The organism is Streptomyces corynorhini, assembly GCF_003346515.1.
Classification (GTDB): domain Bacteria; phylum Actinomycetota; class Actinomycetes; order Streptomycetales; family Streptomycetaceae; genus Streptomyces; species Streptomyces corynorhini.
Genome location: NZ_QQNA01000124.1, coordinates 1 through 18,595, shown reverse-complemented (window position 1 = coordinate 18,595; position 18,595 = coordinate 1). Strand labels below are relative to the sequence as shown.

11 protein-coding genes and 1 pseudogene are annotated in these 18,595 nt (G+C 72.6%); 3 read left to right on the top strand and 9 right to left on the bottom strand.

Features of this window, described 5'->3' with window-relative positions:
• The first annotated feature begins 125 nt into the window (after window positions 1-125).
• The 3 genes from DVH02_RS17060 (at window position 126) to DVH02_RS17050 (ending at window position 4,459) form a co-directional block, all read left to right on the top strand.
• Complete coding sequence (locus DVH02_RS17060; protein WP_114624670.1) at window positions 126-776, top strand: methyltransferase domain-containing protein; 651 nt, start codon at window positions 126-128, stop codon at window positions 774-776.
• Between the two features lie 189 nt (window positions 777-965).
• Window positions 966-3,605 carry an alpha/beta fold hydrolase gene (locus DVH02_RS17055; protein WP_199566318.1) on the top strand — a complete coding sequence of 880 codons (2,640 nt, stop codon included), beginning with the start codon at window positions 966-968 and terminating at the stop codon, window positions 3,603-3,605.
• Complete coding sequence (locus DVH02_RS17050) at window positions 3,602-4,459, top strand: ABC transporter permease (protein WP_114624669.1); 858 nt, start codon at window positions 3,602-3,604, stop codon at window positions 4,457-4,459. Before DVH02_RS17055 ends, DVH02_RS17050 begins: the two co-directional genes overlap by 4 nt.
• A gap of 29 nt (window positions 4,460-4,488) precedes the next feature.
• Here the strand turns inward: DVH02_RS17050 and DVH02_RS17045 are convergent, their stop codons facing one another.
• The 9 genes and pseudogenes from DVH02_RS17045 to DVH02_RS17005 all read right to left on the bottom strand — a co-directional run.
• Window positions 4,489-5,292 carry a helix-turn-helix domain-containing protein gene (locus tag DVH02_RS17045; protein ID WP_233518277.1) on the bottom strand — a complete coding sequence of 268 codons (804 nt, stop codon included), beginning with the start codon at window positions 5,290-5,292 and terminating at the stop codon, window positions 4,489-4,491.
• Between the two features lie 334 nt (window positions 5,293-5,626).
• On the bottom strand, window positions 5,627-5,797 hold the full coding sequence (locus DVH02_RS17040; protein WP_114624668.1) for a hydrophobic protein: 171 nt from the start codon (window positions 5,795-5,797) through the stop codon (window positions 5,627-5,629).
• A 194-nt stretch (window positions 5,798-5,991) separates the two neighbouring features.
• Entirely contained in the window at window positions 5,992-6,648 is a 657-nt protein-coding gene (locus DVH02_RS17035) for a fasciclin domain-containing protein (RefSeq protein ID WP_114624667.1), read from the bottom strand.
• Between the two features lie 927 nt (window positions 6,649-7,575).
• The gene (locus tag DVH02_RS17030) at window positions 7,576-8,799 is read right to left on the bottom strand and encodes an ROK family transcriptional regulator (protein WP_114624666.1); all 1,224 of its coding nucleotides are present in this window, start codon (window positions 8,797-8,799) and stop codon (window positions 7,576-7,578) included.
• Window positions 8,800-9,033: 234 nt separating this feature from the next.
• Window positions 9,034-12,348, bottom strand: a complete 3,315-nt coding sequence (locus DVH02_RS17025) for a PQQ-dependent sugar dehydrogenase (protein WP_114624665.1) — start codon at window positions 12,346-12,348, stop codon at window positions 9,034-9,036.
• Window positions 12,345-13,316 carry a sugar phosphate isomerase/epimerase family protein gene (locus DVH02_RS17020; protein WP_114624664.1) on the bottom strand — a complete coding sequence of 324 codons (972 nt, stop codon included), beginning with the start codon at window positions 13,314-13,316 and terminating at the stop codon, window positions 12,345-12,347. The genes DVH02_RS17025 and DVH02_RS17020 overlap by 4 nt, the downstream gene beginning before the upstream one ends.
• 156 nt (window positions 13,317-13,472) lie before the next feature.
• Entirely contained in the window at window positions 13,473-14,435 is a 963-nt protein-coding gene (locus tag DVH02_RS17015) for a hypothetical protein (protein WP_114624663.1), read from the bottom strand.
• A 489-nt stretch (window positions 14,436-14,924) separates the two neighbouring features.
• Window positions 14,925-17,402, bottom strand: coding sequence for a glycoside hydrolase family 3 N-terminal domain-containing protein (locus DVH02_RS17010; RefSeq protein ID WP_114624662.1), 2,478 nt, complete (start codon window positions 17,400-17,402; stop codon window positions 14,925-14,927).
• A gap of 110 nt (window positions 17,403-17,512) precedes the next feature.
• A pseudogene (locus tag DVH02_RS17005) lies at window positions 17,513-18,595 on the bottom strand (beta-mannosidase); the annotation flags it as partial.

Sequence of the window (18,595 nt, the reverse complement as noted above, 5' to 3'; positions counted from 1 at the left end):
GACTTCCTCGTTGGTAAGGGCGGGGAGTGGCACCTCATCGATGTGAATCCGAACGGACAGTGGGCGTTCGTCCCGGAACTCCGTCCCCCCGTCCCCCGAGCCCTCGCTGACCTGCTAAGGCTCCCATGACCATCACCTCACCGTCCGCAGACGATCTGCGCCGCATGATGACGGACCAGCTCACCGCCGCGGGAGCATTACGCTCCGAACACTGGATCGACGCCTTTGCCGGCGTCCCCCGGCACGTGTTCGTACCCGAGTTCACCGTTCGCGCGCAGGGGCGCATACACCGGTACGGACAGGAGGACCCGACGTGGCTCGCCGCGGCCTACCGGGACACATCGCTGCTGACGCAGTTCGACGCGACCGGCGTTGCCACCAGCTCCTCAACACGCCCCTCCCCCATGGCCACGATGCTCGAGGCCCTGGACGTGGTGCACGGCAACCATGTTCTGGAGATCGGTGTCGGTACCGGATACAACGCCGCTCTCCTGGCTCACCGCCTCGGGGGTGATCATGAAGCTGATCGCCGGGACGGCATGGCCGGCTGCGCCGAGCACGCCCCGTACGACAGACTGCCGGCCACGTGCGGCGTAGGCCGTATCCCTGACGCGTGGCGGGAGCAGGTCCGTCCGGGCGGGGTCATCGTCGCCAACGTGGGCTACGGCAGCGCGTGTCTGATGGTTGACTCACTGGGTGAGTGCCGGCCGCCCAGGCGCCGGCCGGTACGGCCTGTCGATCGACAGGGACGGGTTACACCGCCTCTGGCTCGATGAACCCGCGAACCAAGTGGTCGTGCTTCAAGCGCTGTGATGGCAGACTCGGCCCGGCCCACGTGGACCGCGTCGCCCGCCTCGCGTACCGCGTCTGGTGTACGCCGTCGGCCGGGCGTACTCCTCAAGGAGGCCGCCCAGTTCCGACCGGGGGCACGGTGGGCCGTCCCCAGAGCCGTTTAGGGTTCAAGAATGGAGACCCGAACCCCCCGCCGGTCCTGGCTGCGCGCGCGATGGCCGGTGGTGCTGGCCGTCGTCGCCGTGCTGGCCGGAGCCGGTACCTGGTCCGCCGTCGCGTCGGACGGTGCGCCCGCCGTACACCGGGAGGACCGGGTGATGACGATGCCGGGTGCCCGGATCGACACCTCGTACTTCACCTCCGGCGGCGGCGGGCGCAGGCCCGCCGTACTGATCGGGCACGGCTTCGGCGGCAGCAAGGCCGATGTGCGCGGCCAGGCGGAGACGCTCGCGCGCGACGGGTACGCGGTGCTGACCTGGTCGGCGCGCGGCTTCGGGAAGTCGACCGGCCGGATCGGGCTCAACGACCCGGAGCACGAGGTCAAGGACGTCTCCCGGCTGATCGACTGGCTCGCGAAGCGGCCCGAGGTGCGGCTCGACGCGAAGGGCGACCCCCGGGTCGGGATCACGGGCGCCTCCTACGGAGGGGCCGTCTCGCTGCTCGCCGCCGGGTACGACAAACGGGTCGACGCGATCGCCCCGCAGATCACGTACTGGAACCTCGCCGACGCGCTCTTCCCCGACGGCGTCTTCAAGAAGCTCTGGGCGGGGATCTTCTTCTCCGGCGGGGGCGGCTGCGACACCTTCGAGAAGTCGCTGTGCGCGATGTACCAGCGGGTCGCCGTCTCCGGCACCCCGGACGAGCCCGCCCGTACCCTGCTGGAGGAGCGCAGCCCCGCCGCCGTCGGCGACCGGATCGACGTGCCCGCGCTGATCTTCCAGGGCCAGACCGACTCGCTCTTCCCGCTCGGCCAGGCCGACGCCATGCAGAAGGCGATCCGCGCCAACGGCGCACCGGTCGACGTCGACTGGATCGCGGGCGGGCACGACGGCGGCGACATGGAGGGCGGCCGGGTGCTGAACCGCGTCACCTCCTGGTTCGACCGCTACCTCAAGGACGACAAGAGCGCGGACACCGGCCCCGCCTTCCGCGTCACCAGGACCGGCGGCGTCGACTCCACCGACGGCAGGGCCCAGCTGACCGGCGCGACCAGCGACCGCTACCCGGGGCTGGCGAGCGACACCACCACCGTCGCGCTCGACGGCGCCACCGAGACGTTCGAGAATCCGGCCGGCGCGAGCCCGCCCGCGATCTCCACCGTTCCCGGCATCGCGGGCGGGCTCTCCCAGCTCTCCACGTTCGGGGTCGGGCTCTCGCTCGACTTCCCCGGACAGCACGCCGCCTTCGAATCCGCGCCGCTCACCCGGTCGCTGCGGATCACCGGCGCCCCGACCGTCCGCGCCACCGTCACCTCCAGCAGCGGCGACGCGGTGCTGTTCGCCAAGGTGTACGACGTCGGACCCGACGGCGGCCGTACGGTACTGCCGTCGCAACTCGTCGCCCCCGTCAGGGTCGAGGGCGCCGAGAAGGGCAGGGCCGTGGAGCTGACCCTGCCCGCCGTGGACCACCAGCTCGCCCCCGGGCACCGGCTGCGGCTCGTGCTCGCCGCCACCGACCTCGGCTACGCCTCACCGGTCGCCCCCGCCACCTACAAGGTCGCGCTCGACGGACCGCTGACCGTACCCACCGCGCCCGCGCTCACCAGCGGCTCCACGGCGCTGCCCTGGTGGACCTGGGGGCTGCCGGTCATCGGCGTGCTGATCGCGGCCGGGCTGCTGCTCACCGCCCGCCGCCGAGGCGGCGCCCCGGCGCCCGATCCCGCGCTGGCCGGGGTGCCGCTGCGGATCGAGGGGCTGTCGAAGCGGTACGCCAAGTCCGCCGACCGGTACGCGGTCCGTGACCTCTCCTTCCAGGTCGAGAAGGGCCAGGTGCTCGGCCTGCTCGGTCCGAACGGCGCGGGGAAGACCACCACCCTGCGCATGCTGATGGGGCTGATCGCCCCCGACGCCGGTGAGATCAGGGTCTTCGGCCACGCCATCAGGCCCGGCGCCCCGGTGCTCTCCCGGGTCGGCGCGTTCGTGGAGGGCGCGGGCTTCCTGCCGCATCTGTCGGGACGGGCCAACCTGGAGCTGTACTGGCAGGCCACCGGCCGTCCCGCCGAGGACTCCCACATCGAGGAGGCTCTGGAGATCGCCGGGCTCGGCGACGCGCTCGCCCGTGCCGTCCGCACGTACTCGCAGGGGATGCGCCAGCGCCTCGCCATCGCCCAGGCGATGCTCGGCATGCCGGATCTGCTGATCCTCGACGAACCGACCAACGGTCTCGACCCGCCGCAGATCCGCGAGATGCGGGACGTGATGATCCGGTACGCGGCCGGCGGCCGGACGGTCATCGTCTCCAGCCATCTCCTCTCCGAGGTCGAACAGTCCTGCACCCACCTGGTGGTCATGCGCCGGGGCGAACTCGTGCAGGCAGGACCGGTCGAGGAGATCACCGGATCGGGTGACACCCTGCTCGTCACCACCGCCGAGGAGGTGCCGGAGCCCGTCATCGAGAAGATCGCCGCGCTGCCCGGCATCGGCTCCGCCGCCCGCGCCGACGGCGTCCCCGGGCTGCTCGTACGGCTCGACGGCGCCAGCACCGCCACCCTGGTCACCGAACTGCTCCGGCTGGACGTCCCGCTGACCGGGGTCGGACCCCACCGCCGCCTGGAGGACGCGTTCCTCACCCTGATCTCCGGAGGCTCCGCATGAGCGCGCTGACCGAAACGGCCCCCGGCTACCGGGCCGGGCGCACCCTGCCGCTGCGGGTCGAGGCGCTGCGCCAGCTGCGCCGCAGGCGGACGCTGGCGATGGGGATCATGCTGGCCGCGCTGCCTTTCGTGCTGATCGTGGCGTTCGCCGTCGGCGGCACACCGGGCGGCTCCGCGAGCGGCCGGGTGACCCTGATGGACACGGCCACGGCCTCCGGCGCCAACTTCGCGGCCACCTGCCTGTTCGTCTCGGCCGGTTTTCTGCTGGTGGTGCCCGTCGCGCTGTTCTTCGGGGACACGGTCGCCTCCGAAGCGAGCTGGTCCTCCCTGCGCTACCTTCTCGCCGCTCCCGTGCCCCGCGCGCGGCTGCTGTGGAGCAAGCTGGCGGTGGCGCTCGGCATGAGCGCGGCGGCGATGGTCCTGCTGCCCCTGGTGGGGCTGGTCGCCGGTACCGCCGCCTACGGCTGGGGGCCGCTGGAGCTGCCGACGGGCGGTTCGCTGCCCGCGTCCGAGGCGCTGCCGAGGCTCGCGCTGGTCGTCGCGTTCATCTTCGTCTCCCAACTGGTCACCGCCGCGCTCGCCTTCTGGCTGTCGACCAGGACGGACGCCCCGCTGGGCGCGGTCGGCGGCGCGGTCGGGCTGACGATCGTCGGCAATGTGCTCGACGCCGTGACGGCGCTCGGCTCCTGGCGTGAATTCCTGCCCGCGCACTGGCAGTTCGCGTGGGCGGACGCGCTGCAGCCGCAGCTGGAGTGGGGCGGCATGGTGAAGGGCGCGGCCGTCTCGGTCACGTACGCCGTGGTGCTGTTCGCCCTGGCCTTCCGGGGCTTCTCCCGCAAGGACATCGTGTCGTAGGACGAGCGCGCCGCAGGGCGTGGGCCCGCTCAGATCCAGCCGCGCCGAGCCGCTTCCGCACCCGCCCGGAAGCGGCTCGTCGTGCCGAGGACCGCGAGCACCTCGCCCACCCGGCGGCTGTAGGTGCGGCCGGACATGCCCAGCCGTGTCGCCGCCGCCTCGTCGGTGAGCCCGGCCACCATGGCCTCCAGCACCGGCCGTAACCGCGTGGTCAGGCCGCCCGGGGCGCGCGGCCCGGCAGCCGGAAGGTCCTCGCCCGTCTCCCACCAGGTCTCGTGGGTGCGCACCAGGGCCTGGACGACCACGGGATCACGGATCAACAGCAGCCCGTGGTAGTGGAGTTGGAGATCGAGCGGGACCGCCGCGACGGAGCGGTCGACCAGAATCATCTTGAACGGGATGGACTCGGTCTGCCGCGCCCTGCCGGGCAGTTGCCGGGGGACGGAGTACGGCAGCGCCGCCGGTCCGTGCCGCGGGACGATCCTGCGCACGCCCACCGAGGGGGAGCGCCGCCGCCGTCGGCCCCTGCCGCCCGTCGCGACGGTGGAACCGGTCCCGCTCTCCAGCCACACGTGGTCACCCGCCGCCCGTACACAGGCGCCGGCGAACTCGGCGAACTCGTCCGGGACGCACTCGCCAGGACAGCTGCCCGGATCGTCGAAGATCAGCATCTCCCGGCGCGCCGAGCGGACCAGCGCGGTCAGCGCCGCCGTCACCTCCGGTACGCCCCGGATGGGCCGGCCCGGCGGATGCGGCGCGTCCACCGGGTCCTCCCGCGCCGCGCTCACCGACTGCGTCGACCTGTTGAGTACGGAACCTGACACATCCCCCACGGCTGACCACCCCCGCCATCCCTCGGAGTCGTACGCCACTCAATGTACGCACAACATCGCTGACCGTGACAAGTGCAGCTCAGGGTGGAGGCGCCCCCGCGTCCCCGGCCCGGCGGGGCGCGGCTCGTGGGCCGGGGGTGCCGGGGTCGCCGCGCGGACGGCGCGGATCCCGGGGAATTCGCGCATCTTTGCCATGGGGAAACTATCCGTGAGGGGGCATGCTTATGCGGCCATGCGCGCGGCGAGGCCCGGACGGTGTGCGTCCGGGCCTCTGCCACTTCTTTTCCGTGCGCGTGGATATGCGCCGTTCAGTGCTTTCTTTTCGTCCGTCTCTCTACCACCGGTACCACCGGCCGCGCTTTCCGCCGCTGGCGGCGGGGCGCACCACGAAGCCCAGCAGCCATACGACCAGCACGATCACGGCGATCCACCAGAGCGCCTTGATGGCGAAGCCCACACCGAAGAGGAGCAGGGCGAGCAGAAGAACGACTATCAGGGGAACCATTGTTATCAACCTCCGAGCAGCCGTCTGCCCGTCGTGAAGGGGGTCATGCGCGGAAATCGAATAAGTCTTTTTCCGTCTTTCCGGGTGCTGCCGGGAAACGGGAACGAGCGCGCCGCCCGTACCGGGGATCCGTGGGATCCCGTGGTACGGGCGGCGGTCGGCGGGCGGTCGGGTCGGGCCGGTGCGGTCCCGGACTACTTCGGCATCAGCACCGAGTCGACCAGGTACACCGTGGCGTTCTCCGTCTTGATGTTGCCGCAGACGATGTCGGCGGTGTCGTTGACCTTGAACGTCGAGCCGGAGCCCGAGGTGGTGAGGTCGGTGCCCTCCAGGGTCTTGAAGGTGCCCTTCGGCAGCTCGTCGGGGGTGACCGTCTTGTCCACCACGTGGTACTTGAGGACCTTGGCCAGCTCCGCCTTGTCGGCCAGCAACTTGGCGAGCTGGGCCTTGGGGACCTTCTCGAACGCCGCGTTGGTCGGCGCGAAGACGGTGAGGTGCTTGGACGAGTTGAGCGTGTCGGTCAGCCCGGCCTTCTTCAGCGCGGTGACCAGGGTGGCCAGTTGCGGATTGTGCGAAGCGGCGGTGGCCACCTTCTCCTTCGCCATCTCCTTCAGGCTTCCGCTGCCCGTCTTCGGCACCGAGGAGCAGTCGGGGCCGAACGGTACGGCCGCGCCGGGCGACGTCGACTCGCTGGACGACGGCGAGGGCGAGGTGCTGGCGCCGGTGCTGGACGGAGTGCTGGGGGTCGGAGTGGCCGCGAGCGCCTGAGGCGCCATGGCGCCCAGGGAGACCGGGAGCGCTGCCGCCACGGCTACGGCGACGACGGTGGTGCGGATGCGGTTGGGCTTCATGTTTCGATTCCTCTTCCTGTGGGAGGAGGGCCCCGGCTCGGGCCCGGAGGCGTCGACGGCGGCCGGGTGGGCCGGTCAAGCGGCGGCCCGGAGGCGCCGGAGCGGGAGTGCTCACCGGTCCGGCATGTCGCGTGCGACGATCGCGATCCTGTTGTCTGATCGAGCCACCGAGTAAAGAGTAGTCATAGCGCGACGCTTTGAGCATCTTGAGGCGGATATGACCGCCTTTCTCCCTTGGGGTGCCGGTCGTGCGGGCGTTACGGGGGTGACGCCCCGGAGATCCCCGTCGCGCCGGGACTCCCGGGGACGCCGGGGGTTCCTGGGGTGCTGGAGGCGCCTGGGGCGCCGCCCGTCCCGCCGTCCCGCCGCCTCGCCGGTCGGCCAGCGCCAGCCCCAGCCCGCACGCCCAGCCGACCGGCTGGAGCGCCCAGTAACTCACCACCCGGTACAGGAGCGTGACGGCGATCGCCTGCTCCGTGCTCAGCCCGACCGCGCCGCCGACGCCCCTGCGGCGCAGCCGCCGGAAGACCCACGCGGCGGCGAACGCGGCTCCGCCGGGCAGCGCGCCCGCGATGGCGTTGCCCGCCGGCACGAGCGCGGCCATGGCGCGCAGCCGTATCCATACGCCCCCGGCGCGCAGCAGTCGGCGCTGGAGCGCCGCGAGACAGAGCAGGGGGGCCGCCTCGCACCCGGCCGCCCGCCACCAGGCGGTACGGCCGGACCTCACGGATCAGCCGGACGGCGGCGACCAGCTCGTGGCGCCGGGTGACGGCGACGGCCACGGCGAGCGCCACGAGGACCGTCGCGACCACCCACCACCAGGGCGTACCGCCGACCGGACCGGCGCGTGCGTGAGGTGCCCCTCGTGCCCCCTGGGGCGAGCCGCCACCCGTCCTACGACACGGCCGCCCCGCGCGCCTGACCCGCTCAGAGGTGGCCGGACGCGGCCGGTGCCACCGGGTCCCGCGGCTGTCCCGGCTGCCCGCCGTAGCTCAGCTCGCTGGCCAGCAGCGCGGCCCCGACCACGCCCGCGCGGGGACCGAGTTCGGACATGACGATCGGGAGGTTGCCGGTGGCCAGCGGCAGGGACCGCTTGTAGACGACGCTGCGGATCTCGGAGAGCAGGACGTAGCCCAGCCCGGTGAGACCGCCGCCGATCACGATCATCGAGGGGTTCATGAAGCTGACCAGGGTGGCGAGGACCTGTCCGACCCGGTGGCCGCCGTCGCGGATGAGGGTGACGCAGGCGGTGTCGCCCGACGTCGCGCACTCCGCGACGTCCACGGCGCTCAGCGTCCCCCGTTCGGCCAGCCGCTCGGCCAGCGCGGGCGACTGTCCCGAACGGGCGGCGGCGGTGGCGTCCCTGGCCAGCGCGACCCCGCCGAAGTACGCCTCCAGGCAGCCGGTGTTGCCGCAGGTGCAGACCGGTCCTCCGGCCTCGATCTGGATATGGCCGATGTCGCCCGCGCAGCCCTCCGCGCCCCGGTAGATCCGGCCGTGGTGCTGCATACCCGAGCCGATGCCGCTGCCAATCTTGACGAAGAGCAGATGCTCGACGGTCCTGGCGACCCCGCTGTGCCGCTCGCCGAGCGCCATCACGTTGACGTCGTTGTCGACGACCACCGGACAGCCGTGTTCCCTGGCGAGGGTGTCGCGCACCGGATAGCGGTTCCAGCCGACCATGATCGGCGGCGAGACGGGCACCCCGTCGCGGAAGCTGACGGGACCCGGCAGCCCGATACCGATGGCGTCCAGCCGCGTGTAGTGCCCCTGGGCCGCCAGCCCGTGGAGGATCTCGCTGACCCGGTCCAGCACGGCCACCGGGCCCGAGCGGATGTCCGCCGCCTCCGAGTAGGAGGCCACCGGCTCCAGACCGCCGTCGGTGATCTCGATGTCGAGCGAGCTGGCGCCGAGGTCGACGGCGGCGAACCGCAGCCCCGGATCGAGCTGGACGAGGGTGGAGCGCCGGCCGCCGCGCGAGGCGGCCGGGCCCGCCTCCAGCACCTTGCCCGCGGCGACCATGCGGTCCAGCTCCGCCAGGAGCCGGGGGCGCGGGATCTCCAGCCGGTCGGACAGCTGGGCCCGGGAGAGCGGGCCGTTGTCGCGCAGCAGGCTCAGGACGCGGTACGGAACGCTGACGCGCTCACTCACGGGCTCACTCCTCGCTCCCGGAACGCCCGCTCGGTGACAGGCACTTATGGTGCGACCGTACGCAACTTTCGTTCTCCCTGGCAAAAGTTGGGCGGGAGATCCGGGCAGACCCGAGGGAGAGCCGGACAGGCCCCGGGCGAGCACGGGCAGAGCCGGGTGAGCACGGCCGGGCAGAGCCGGGCGAGCGCTGTCCCCGCCACCGCGGCGGGGACAGCGCTCACCTCAGGCCCTCGCTCAGCCCAGCGCCGCCTTGACGGCCCGCGCGTCCCGGGCGAGTGCGGCGCCCGCCGCCTCGTCCGGCACCAGCGCCGCCTCACCGGCGGACTCGGCGAACGACTCCAGCACCGTGGCCGCCCGGCCGGCCCGCCCGGCCTCGGCGTGTTCGCGCGCCTGGTCGAGCCGGACCGTCAGACGCTGGAGCCCCTGCGCCGACACCAGTCCGTCGGCACGCAGCGCGGGCAGCAGCGCCGCCAGGTCGTCGAAGGAGGTACGGATGGTGAACCGCACCGTCTTCGCCGTGGTGTTGCCGGCCCGGTCGCGGGCCGTCACCTTCACCTCGTGGCCGCCCAGCGGCAGCCGCCACAGCTCCAGCGGCTGCCCGGAGACGAGCGGCGCGCCGTCCAGGGTGGCGCTCGCCGTGGCGCCGCCGGAGACCGCGTCGGTGGCCGTGACCACCGGCGTCGGCCGCTTCGAGTCGCCGTACGCGGCGCCCTCGTCCAGTCCGGTGACCGTCACGGCGGGGCCGGTCCGGTCGATCCGTACCGTCAGGCTTCCGGTCTCGGAGACATTGCCGCCGCTGTCCGTCGCCCGGTAGAGGACGGTGGTGGCGCCCTCGGCGGACAGGGTGACGGCGGAGGTGGCCGACAGCCATGTGGTACCGCCGTTGACCGAGTACTGACGGCTGCTCACCGTGCCGTTGTCGGTCGCGGTGACGTTCAGCGTCACGTTGCCCGTGTACCAGCCGTTGTCACCGTTGGGACGCGGCGGGTTCAGCGTGGCGCTCACCTTCGGCGGCGTCTTGTCCGCCACCCCCGGCCCGAGGAAGGTCAGGGAGTCCAGCTCGACCCCGCCCGAGGAGGTGACGAACAGCTCGCCGGTCCCCGAAGGCGCCTTGCCGAGGGTGGTGTCGACGGTCTGCCACCCCTCGCCCGCCGGTACGGAGACGGTCGCGAACGGTTCGGCGTCGGCCGCGTTCCAGCGCAGCGCCAGGGTCCCGGCTCCGCTCGCCCGCGTCCGCACCCCGTCGATGCCGGCGAACGAGACCGGGTCGTAGGCGATCCAGTCCCCGGCGTCGAACGACGTCACCTTCCGCTGCCCGGAGGCCGTGGCGTCGTCGCTGATCGTGACGCCCTCCGCGGAGTCGTAGTGCTCGGCCTGCATGAGGGCCGGGTTGAGGATCACCTGCGCGTCGCCGGTAGCCGGCGGCACGCCGTTCGCGCCCTTGTCGGTGTAGGCGATGCCGAGGACGCCGAAGACGTTCTCGGTGTCCCCGTGGCCCGCGTCGGTCGGGGTCACGATCGCACCCGAGCAGCCCGTGCCGCTGTTGACCGGGTGGCCGTGCTGGTTGTGGCCCAGGCCGAAGGTCCAGGCGACCTTGGCGCAGTCGACGTTCTTGCCGTCCTCGGCGTCCTCGATGTCGACGCCGTACGGCACGGCGTCACCCCAGTTGAAGAAGCCGCCGTCGGGCGGTGAGGTGATCGCCACGGTCGGCGCGGTGTTGCCGACCGTGATCTGACGGCTGCTCAGCCCGGTCTTGCCCTGAGGGTCGGTGACCTTCAGCCGGGCCTGGAACTGGCCGTTGTCCGGATAGCCGCGGGTGGCACGCGGACCGGTGGCGTCGAAGACGCCGTCACCGTCCAGATCCCACTGGTAGGTGAGTTCGCCGCCCTCAGGATCGGTGGACGCGGTGGCGTCGAAGGACACCGTCAGCGGGGCCTGCCCGGAGGTCGGATCGGCCTTGATCACGGCGGTGGGCGCCTTGTTGCCCTCCGCGTAGTCGATCCGGTAGAGGCCCGCGTCCGGGTTCTGCCGGAAGAACCCGTCGCCGTAGTCCAGCACGTACAGCGCGCCGTCCGGGCCGAACTCCAGGTCCATCGGGTTGTCCCAGGGCGGGATCCCGTTCGCGGAACGCTCGCTGTTGGGCAGGACGTTCTCCAGCTTGGTGACCGGACCGTCCGGGCCCGCCAGGGTGAAGGCGGCCACGTAGTCCTGGGAGAACTCACCGAAGAACGCCTTGCCGTCCCAGTACTCGGGGAACTTCCCCGGGGCCGGGTTGTCCGCGTCGTAGTGGTAGACGGGACCCGCCATCGGCGCCTGCCCGCCGGGCCCGCCGGGACCGCGGAAGGCGGTCAGCTCGGGCCAGGGCTGGTCGGTGTCGCGGTCGCCGTACCAGAGCGTGGCCGGTACGGACGGCGGCAGCTCGGAGAGCCCGGTGTTCCAGCGCGAGTCGTTGACCGGCGCGGCGCAGTCGAAGGCCGGTCCCGGGGTGAGCGTCGCGAAGTCGAAGTCGCGGTAGGGGTGCGAGTTGTCGCCCGCGCAGAACGGCCAGCCGCTGTTCATGGGCTTGGTCGTGGTCTGCCACTCGACGTACCCCATCGGCCCCCTGTCCGGGTCCGCCGTACCGGCGTCCGGGCCGTAGTCGCCCCACATCACGGCGCCGGTCTCCCGGTCGACCGTCATACGGAAGGGGTTGCGCAGCCCCATCACGAAGATCTCGGGCCGGGTCTTGGCGGTACCCGGCGCGAAGAGGTTGCCCTCCGGCACCGTGTAGCCGCCGTCCTCGCCGACCGTGATGCGCAGGATCTTGCCGCGCAGGTCGTTGGTGTTCCCTGCGCCCCGCCGCTCGTCCAGACCGGGGTTGTAGGTCGGCGCGTCGTTGATCGGGGTGTAGCCGTTGACGTTGGGCCCGGACGCCGGGGTGTTGCCGCCGGTCGACAGGTAGAGATTGCCGTCCGCGTCGAAGTCCACGTCACCGGCGACATGGCAGCACTGGCCGCGGTTGGAGGGGATCCGGATGATCTCCTGGGCGGTGGACAGGTCGAGTTCGTCGCCCGTCCACTTGAAGCGGGTGAGGGACTCGTACCCCTCCCAGCGCTCCCAGTACGAGTCGTCCTGCCCGGCGGGCAGCTGGAGCGGCGCCGAGCCCGCCGGGGTGTTCAGCGGCGGCGAGTAGTAGAGGTAGACCCACTTGTTGGTGGCGAAGTCCGGGTCCAGGGTGACGGTCTGGAGGCCCATCTCGGAGTTCTGGTACACGTCGACGTGGTTGACGATCTTCGTCACACCACTGCCGGGGTCGGTCAGCCGCAGATCGCCGTTGCGGGCGGTGTGCAGCACCCGGCTGTCGGGCAGCACGGCGAGGTCGATGGGCTCGCCGGTGTCCTTGGTGAGGGTGACCTTCTCGTAGTTGGCCCAGTCCAGGGCGTGTTCGTGGCCCTCGTGGGCCTGCGCGGCGGGCGCGACGGCCACCACACCGCCCAGCGCGGGCAGGGCCAGGAAGAGGACTCCGGTGATCAGCCGTCTCAGGGCGCGTGCCGGTCTGCGTCTTCTCATCCGAGCAGCCCCTTCAGCGCCGTGTAGCTGCGCTGCGCCGCGCCCAGCGAACCGGGCGGGTCGGGCAGCGTGCCGGGGGCGGTGTCCTGCTCCCAGATGCCGACGTGCGCGGCGCGGGGTCCGATGTCGCGGATGAACCTCTCGTACGGCAGGTCGCCCGCGCCGAACTCCACGATGTCGTAGCCGTTGGCGTTGGACGGGTTGGTGTCGCCGTCCTTCATGTGGAACAGCGGGTAGCGGTAGGGCTGGTTACGGACGTACGCGGCCGGATCGAACCCGGGGTAGCGGTACTGGCCGACGTACGCCCAGTAGATGTCCAGCTCCAGATAGACATGGCGCGGATCGGTGTTCTTGAGGAACACGTCGTACAGCCGCACGGACGGCTGGTCGGTGGCGAAGGCGAACTCGCCCGCGTGGTTGTGCTGGTAGAGCTTGAGGCCGCGCGCGGTGGCCGCCGCGCCCCAGGCGTTGAACTCCTCGGCGGCGGCGAGATACCCGGCCACCGTGTTGCTGTTGGAGGGGGCGTTGGCCGTGCCGACGTGCGGCATGCCGAGGATCTCGGCTGCGTCCAGCTCGCCCTGGAGGTTGGAGCGCAGATTGCCGATGCCGACATGGCTGCCGACCGCGCGCAGCCCGTTGTCGTCGAGGATCCGCCGGATCTCGGGGAGGGTGATCTGCCGCCCCAGGACGGAGGTGTTCTGGGTGTAGCCCGCGAACTCGATCTCGCGGTAGCCGATCCGGGCCAGCTCCGTCAGCACGACGGCGAAACCGAGCGCGCTGACCTTGTCGCGGATGCTGTAGAGCTGGATGCCGATGCGGTCCTTGGGGATGGACGGCGCGCCGGTCGCGGCGGCGGCGGAGGTGGCCGCCGCGACACCGGTGACCGAGGCGGCGGCGAGCGCCACGGTGGTGCCGGCGGTGGCCCGCAGGAAGTCCCTGCGGTCGAAGGACTTGGACGAATGGCTCACGGTCACTCCTTGAGGAATGAGGTGTGAAGAGGTGCGGGGGAGGCCCGTCGAAGGGCCGCGGGGAGCAAGGGGCCGCGACCTGCCCCCGGCCGCCGAGGGCAGGCGGCATGGGGGAGGCGGGCGCAGGGGTGCGTACGGGGCGAGCGGGCGGCGGCCCTACAGGCGGGACTTGCCAGCGGCGCGGGCGTCCGCCCGTGCCGCGGCGGCGCGCTCCTCGGCCTTCGCGGCCAGCTCGCCGCCGCGGTCCTGGACGGCTGCCCTGGCACTACGGGCGGCCGAGGCTCCGGCCGCCGCCGTCTCACCGGTCGTGGTGCCGCGCACCCGCGCCAGGTCACCGACCTTGAGCACGGGGGTGTTGCCGGTGGCCGTGAGTCCGCCCCGGACGATCGTGTTGTCGAGTACGGCGTTCGCGGTGTTGCCGGTGACCGCGAGGTCGCCGCCCAGGTAGGTGGCGCCCCGGCAGGAGCCGAGCAGCCCCTCGCCGCCGAGCTGGAGCGCGTCCTTGTTGTCCTTGTACACGGTGTTGCCGTGCACCTCGCTGGCGCACAGGATGCCGCCGAGCGTGTTGCCGCTGACGGTGAGCGCGCCCTTGACGCTGGAGTCGTACACGTCGGTGTACTGGTTGCTCTCGCCGGTGAGGGAGCCGGAGAGGGTGCTGCCGGAGACGTACAGCTCGCCCGCCTCGCCCTTGACGGCCCCGGCGAGCGTCGAGTCGACCGCGTACACGAAGCCCCGCTGGGCGCTGATCCCGCCCTTGACGGTGGTCTCCTCCAGGTGGGTGCCGAAGGCGGACCGGGCGTTGAGGGCGCCCTTGACGGTGGTGTCGGTGAGGTCCAGATACGCGTCGGCGCCCACCTCGACCGCCCCGTTGAACGTGGCGCCCGCGGCCACGAGATCGGCGCCCGGCTCCACCGTCACGGTGCCCTTGACCTTGGTGCCGGTCAGGGTGCAGGACTTCCCGGCGGGTACCACCAGGTCGGTGTTGACGGTGACGGCGCCGCCGTCCCCGACACAGGTGGTGGTGAGCGCGGCCTGGGCGGAGCCGGCGAGGGCCACCAGCCCGCCCGAGGCCACCAGCGACGCCAGTGACGCGGTGGCGATGAACGTACGGATCTTCATATCGCTTCCCTTCAGCTGCGACCGCGACCGCGTGGATCACGCGATCGGGACTCCGGTGGACGCGCGACGCCTGGCACGGGCGCGCGGCCCGGCCGTGGGGGGAGACGTACAAAGAGGTGGGAGTAAGAGGCCGCGCGGATAGGTGGGGTGGAGGAAGGAGCGGGGTGAGGGGCAAGCATGGCAAGGCGGAGGAGGGAGGCGACGCGGAGCGTCGTGGACCGACGACAACGCCGCCAGGCGCCGCCCATCGCCCCGCGACGCCGCCCCACCTATTCGCGCGGCCTCTAAGGGGGTTGCCGGGCCGTCGTGGTGTTACCGCGACGAAACACTTGCCCGGTGAGCCGAGACACTAGGGCGCCCCATGGGGACTGTCCATAGGTTCGGTGCGAACCTCGGAAACTTTCTTATGAACCGTCAAAAGATACGTCGCGTTGCTCAAAAGAGCGGTGCGGGCGTACGGGACAGGTCCCCCCCACGCCGGTCGGCCGGTCAGCCCTGTCCTGGCTCGGCCGTCACCGTCAGCCGCGCCCCGAGCGTCCGGTCAGACGAGGGACCCGTCTCGATCTCGAACGTCCCCGGCTCCACGGCCCGTTCGAGCGAGCGGGTGACGGATGCCAGCGTCGGCGTGTCGACGGCGAAGGACACCTCGGCGCGCTCGCCTGGCGCCAACTCCACCCGGCGGAACCCGCGCAGCTCGCGCACGCGCGGCCACGAGGAACCGCCCAGCACCCGGCGCGTGTACAGCTGCACCGTCTCGCGCACCGGCCGCGCCCCGGTGTTGACGACCTCCACCACACAGGTCAGTGCCGGGATCCCGGCGGACGCGGTGACGGCGACCGACGACCGGGAGAGCCGGGGCGTGCCGTACTCGACCGTCGTGTAGGACAGGCCGTGGCCGAACGCGTACGACGGGGTGGCGGGCTGGTCGACGTACCCCCGGTAGCCGTGGTCCTTCCCGTTGTAGAACACCGGCAGCTGCGCCGCCGAGCGCGGTACGGAGACGGGCAGCCGCCCCGTGGGCCCGGCCGCGCCGAAGAGGATCTCGCCGACCGCGAGCCCGCCCCAGGGCCCCGGGTACCAGGCGCTCAGCACCGCCCCCGCCCGCGCGGCAGGCTCCTGCGGCACGGCGTGCGGGCGGCCCTGCACCAGCACCACGACGACCGGGGTCCCGGTCGCCGCCACGGCGCTCAGCAGCGCCGACTGGCCCTCGGGCAGCCGTGGTTCCGCGAGGTCGACACCCTCGCCGCAGGTCATGTCCACCGGACGGGCCGAGCTGACGACCGCCGCCCCGTTGGAGTCGAAGCGGGTGCCGGACTCCCGCGCGCTCGATCCGCCCAGCACCAGCACCGCCACATCGGAGGCGGCGGCCAGCGCGACCGCCGCCGGGATGCCCGCCGGATCGCCGCCGACGAGGTCACAGCCGCGCGCGTACGCGACCTCGGTGCCCTCCGGCGCCGCCGCCGCGATCCCGGCCAGGACGGTGACGCCGCTCCCCGGGGGCTGGGGCGCGGTGTAGTCGCCGATCTGTTGCGGTACGGAGTCGGCGTTCGGGCCGATGACGGCGATCCTGCGGGCGCTCTCCGGCAGCGGCAGGGTGGCGCCGTCGTGCCGCAGCAGCACCACCGAGGCGCGGGCGATCCGCAGGCTCAACTCCCGCAGCCGGGAGCCAGGAACGGCCTGCGGCGCGCAGACCTGATCGGGCGTCACCCCGGAAGCCGCCCCGGGCGCCGGATCGGGCGTCACTCCGGAAGCCGCCCCGGACGTCACTCCGGAAGCCGCCCCAGACGCTGCCCCGGAAGCCGTCCCGTAGGTCCCGGGCCGCTCGCCCGTGTACGGCCGCTCGAACAGCCCGAGCCGGAACTTCAGCGCGAGCACCCGCCCGACCGCCGCGTCCAGCGCGCTCTCGCGCACCAGCCCACGCCGTACGGCCTCGGCCAGCCGGGGGAAGCTGTCGTCCCACAGGCTCAGATCCGTGCCCGCCTCCAGGGCGAGCGCACCCGCCGCCACCGGACCCCCCGCGAGCCGGGTCAGCCGGTCGAGCGCCTCGCCGTCCGCCATCACCAGACCGGTGAAACCCCAGCGCTCGCGCAGCAGTCCGGTCAGCAGTTCCCGGCTGGCCGCGCACGGCACCCCGTCGAACTCGTTGTACGCGGCCATGACCCCCGCCGCCCCGGCCTCGACCCCCGCCAGCGCGGCCGGCAGATGGATCTCGTGCAACTCGCGGTGGCCGAGTTCGGTGGCCGCGCTGTTGCGCCCGCCCACCGTGGCGCCCTGGCCCGCGAAGTGCTTCAGGACCACCGCCGCCCGGTCGGCGCCGTACGCCACGGGCCCGCGCCCGCGCCCCGCACCGGGACCCTGGACCCCGCGCACCAGCGCCTCGGTGAACCGGGCCGCCAGATACGGGTCCTCGCCGAAACACTCCTCCGCCCGCCCCCAGCGCGGGTCCCGGACGAGATCCAGCGCCGACACGAGCGCGACATGGCCGCCGCGCGCCCGCAGTTCCGCCGCCGCGAGCGCCGCCGCCTCCTCGTACAGCTCCGGGTCCCAGGTCGCGCCCACCGCCAGGTTGACCGGCAGCACCTCGGAGTCCAGGGCCTGATGGCCGTGCGGCATCTCCTCGACCATCAGGACCGGGATGCCGAGCCGGGTGTTCTCCACGACGTGCCGCTGCACCGCGTCGGAGACCCGGGCGCCGTCGGCCGCGCCGATGCCCGTCGCGAACGTCACCCCCGACCACGGGTCGGCCCGCTGGAGCCCGTAGAGCGCGCCCATGCCGTCGTACGCGGCGACCTCGGCGTGGAACGCCTCGGTGAGGCGGTGGCCCGAGGGCGTGCGCGCGTAGGCGTCCCAGCCGTACATGCGCTGGTTGACCTGGCCCACCTTCTCCGTGAGCGTCATCCGGGAGAGCAGGTCGCGCACGCGGTCGGCGACGGGCGCGGCCGGGTTCCGGTAGCGGGGCTGGGACATGGGAGGGATCCCCTCGGCAGAACGGCGGAAGTACGGAGCACGGGGTACGGACGTACGGACGGACGTACGGGACAGAGCGAGACGTGGGAGGGCGGGGGAGCGGGCCCCGGTCAGCCCAGTTCGAGCACCCGCACCCCGTACGGCGCGACGACCACGTCCCGTACGGGCTCCCCGCTCTCCAGATCGCGGAGTTCACCGTCGGCGTCGGGGCGTACGGTCAGCTCCTCGTCCGCCTGGCTCACCAGCCAGACGAACCGCTTCCCGTCCTCCCGCACCAGCGTGTCCGCCGCGACGTACGGCGTGTCGACGGTCACCGGCCGCGCCGCGCCCGCGATCCGCGCGAGCGCCGCGTACAGCCGGTGGGTCTCCTCCGGGTTGACCCGGGAGGTGCGGGCCGCCATGTGCTCCAGCGGATACGTCGCCAGGACCGTACGGCCCCGGCCCGTCTCGTACGTCAGCAGCGCGGGGCGGCCGTGCGCGTCGGTGGCGACGACGCGCGCCCCGGCCGGGACGACCGGCAGGTAGGCGCGGCTGTCCTCGTTCCCCGCGACCGGGAAGCGCAGCGTCTCGCCCGCCGCGAGGGAGCCGAAGTCCTCGGTGAACGTCATCTCCAGCACGTCGTCCTCGATGGGCTCGGCCACCCCGTACGAGAGCTGGAGTTCCACCCCGAACAGCCCGTCGAGATCGTGGAACCACGGCCCGCGCGTCGTCGGGTGCTCGCCGGAGCAGAACGACAGGTACACCGTCGCCCCCTCCCGGGCCCGCCGCTCCAGCTCACGCCGGGTGCGCGTGGTCAACTGCCGCGTGGAGGGCAGCAGATACAGCGCCGCGTCGGCGGGCAGCCCGTCCGCCTCCCGGGCGAGCGCGACCGGCAGATCGGCGGCGCGCGCGGCCACGTACCCCTGGTGCAGCGAGGTGAAGATCAGCGGGCGGTCGGCGGGCCTGCTGTAGGGGTAGCCGCGCTCCAGGAACGCGGGCACCACCAGCGCCGCGTCGGCGTCGGTACGGCGGCAGCGCGCGAAGTCGACGCGCTCCAGCACCCGCGCGAAGGCGGCCAGTTCGCGCAGCGGCTCCTTCGGCCGACCCGCGTGGTCGGTGATGCCGAAGTGCATCTCGAAGGGATGGTGGTCGTAGGGCGAGCGGTCCCACAGGTCGTCGTAGTCCGTGTTGTTCCAGGCGATCCAGCCGGTGGC

Coding starts and splice junctions, on each gene's coding strand:
- DVH02_RS17060 (WP_114624670.1), top strand. CDS start 126: ATGACCATCACCTCACCGTCCGCAGACGATCTGCGCCGCATGATGACG.
- DVH02_RS17055 (WP_199566318.1), top strand. CDS start 966: ATGGAGACCCGAACCCCCCGCCGGTCCTGGCTGCGCGCGCGATGGCCG.
- DVH02_RS17050 (WP_114624669.1), top strand. CDS start 3,602: ATGAGCGCGCTGACCGAAACGGCCCCCGGCTACCGGGCCGGGCGCACC.
- DVH02_RS17040 (WP_114624668.1), bottom strand. CDS start 5,797: ATGGTTCCCCTGATAGTCGTTCTTCTGCTCGCCCTGCTCCTCTTCGGT.
- DVH02_RS17035 (WP_114624667.1), bottom strand. CDS start 6,648: ATGAAGCCCAACCGCATCCGCACCACCGTCGTCGCCGTAGCCGTGGCG.
- DVH02_RS17025 (WP_114624665.1), bottom strand. CDS start 12,348: ATGAGAAGACGCAGACCGGCACGCGCCCTGAGACGGCTGATCACCGGA.
- DVH02_RS17015 (WP_114624663.1), bottom strand. CDS start 14,435: ATGAAGATCCGTACGTTCATCGCCACCGCGTCACTGGCGTCGCTGGTG.
- DVH02_RS17010 (WP_114624662.1), bottom strand. CDS start 17,402: ATGTCCCAGCCCCGCTACCGGAACCCGGCCGCGCCCGTCGCCGACCGC.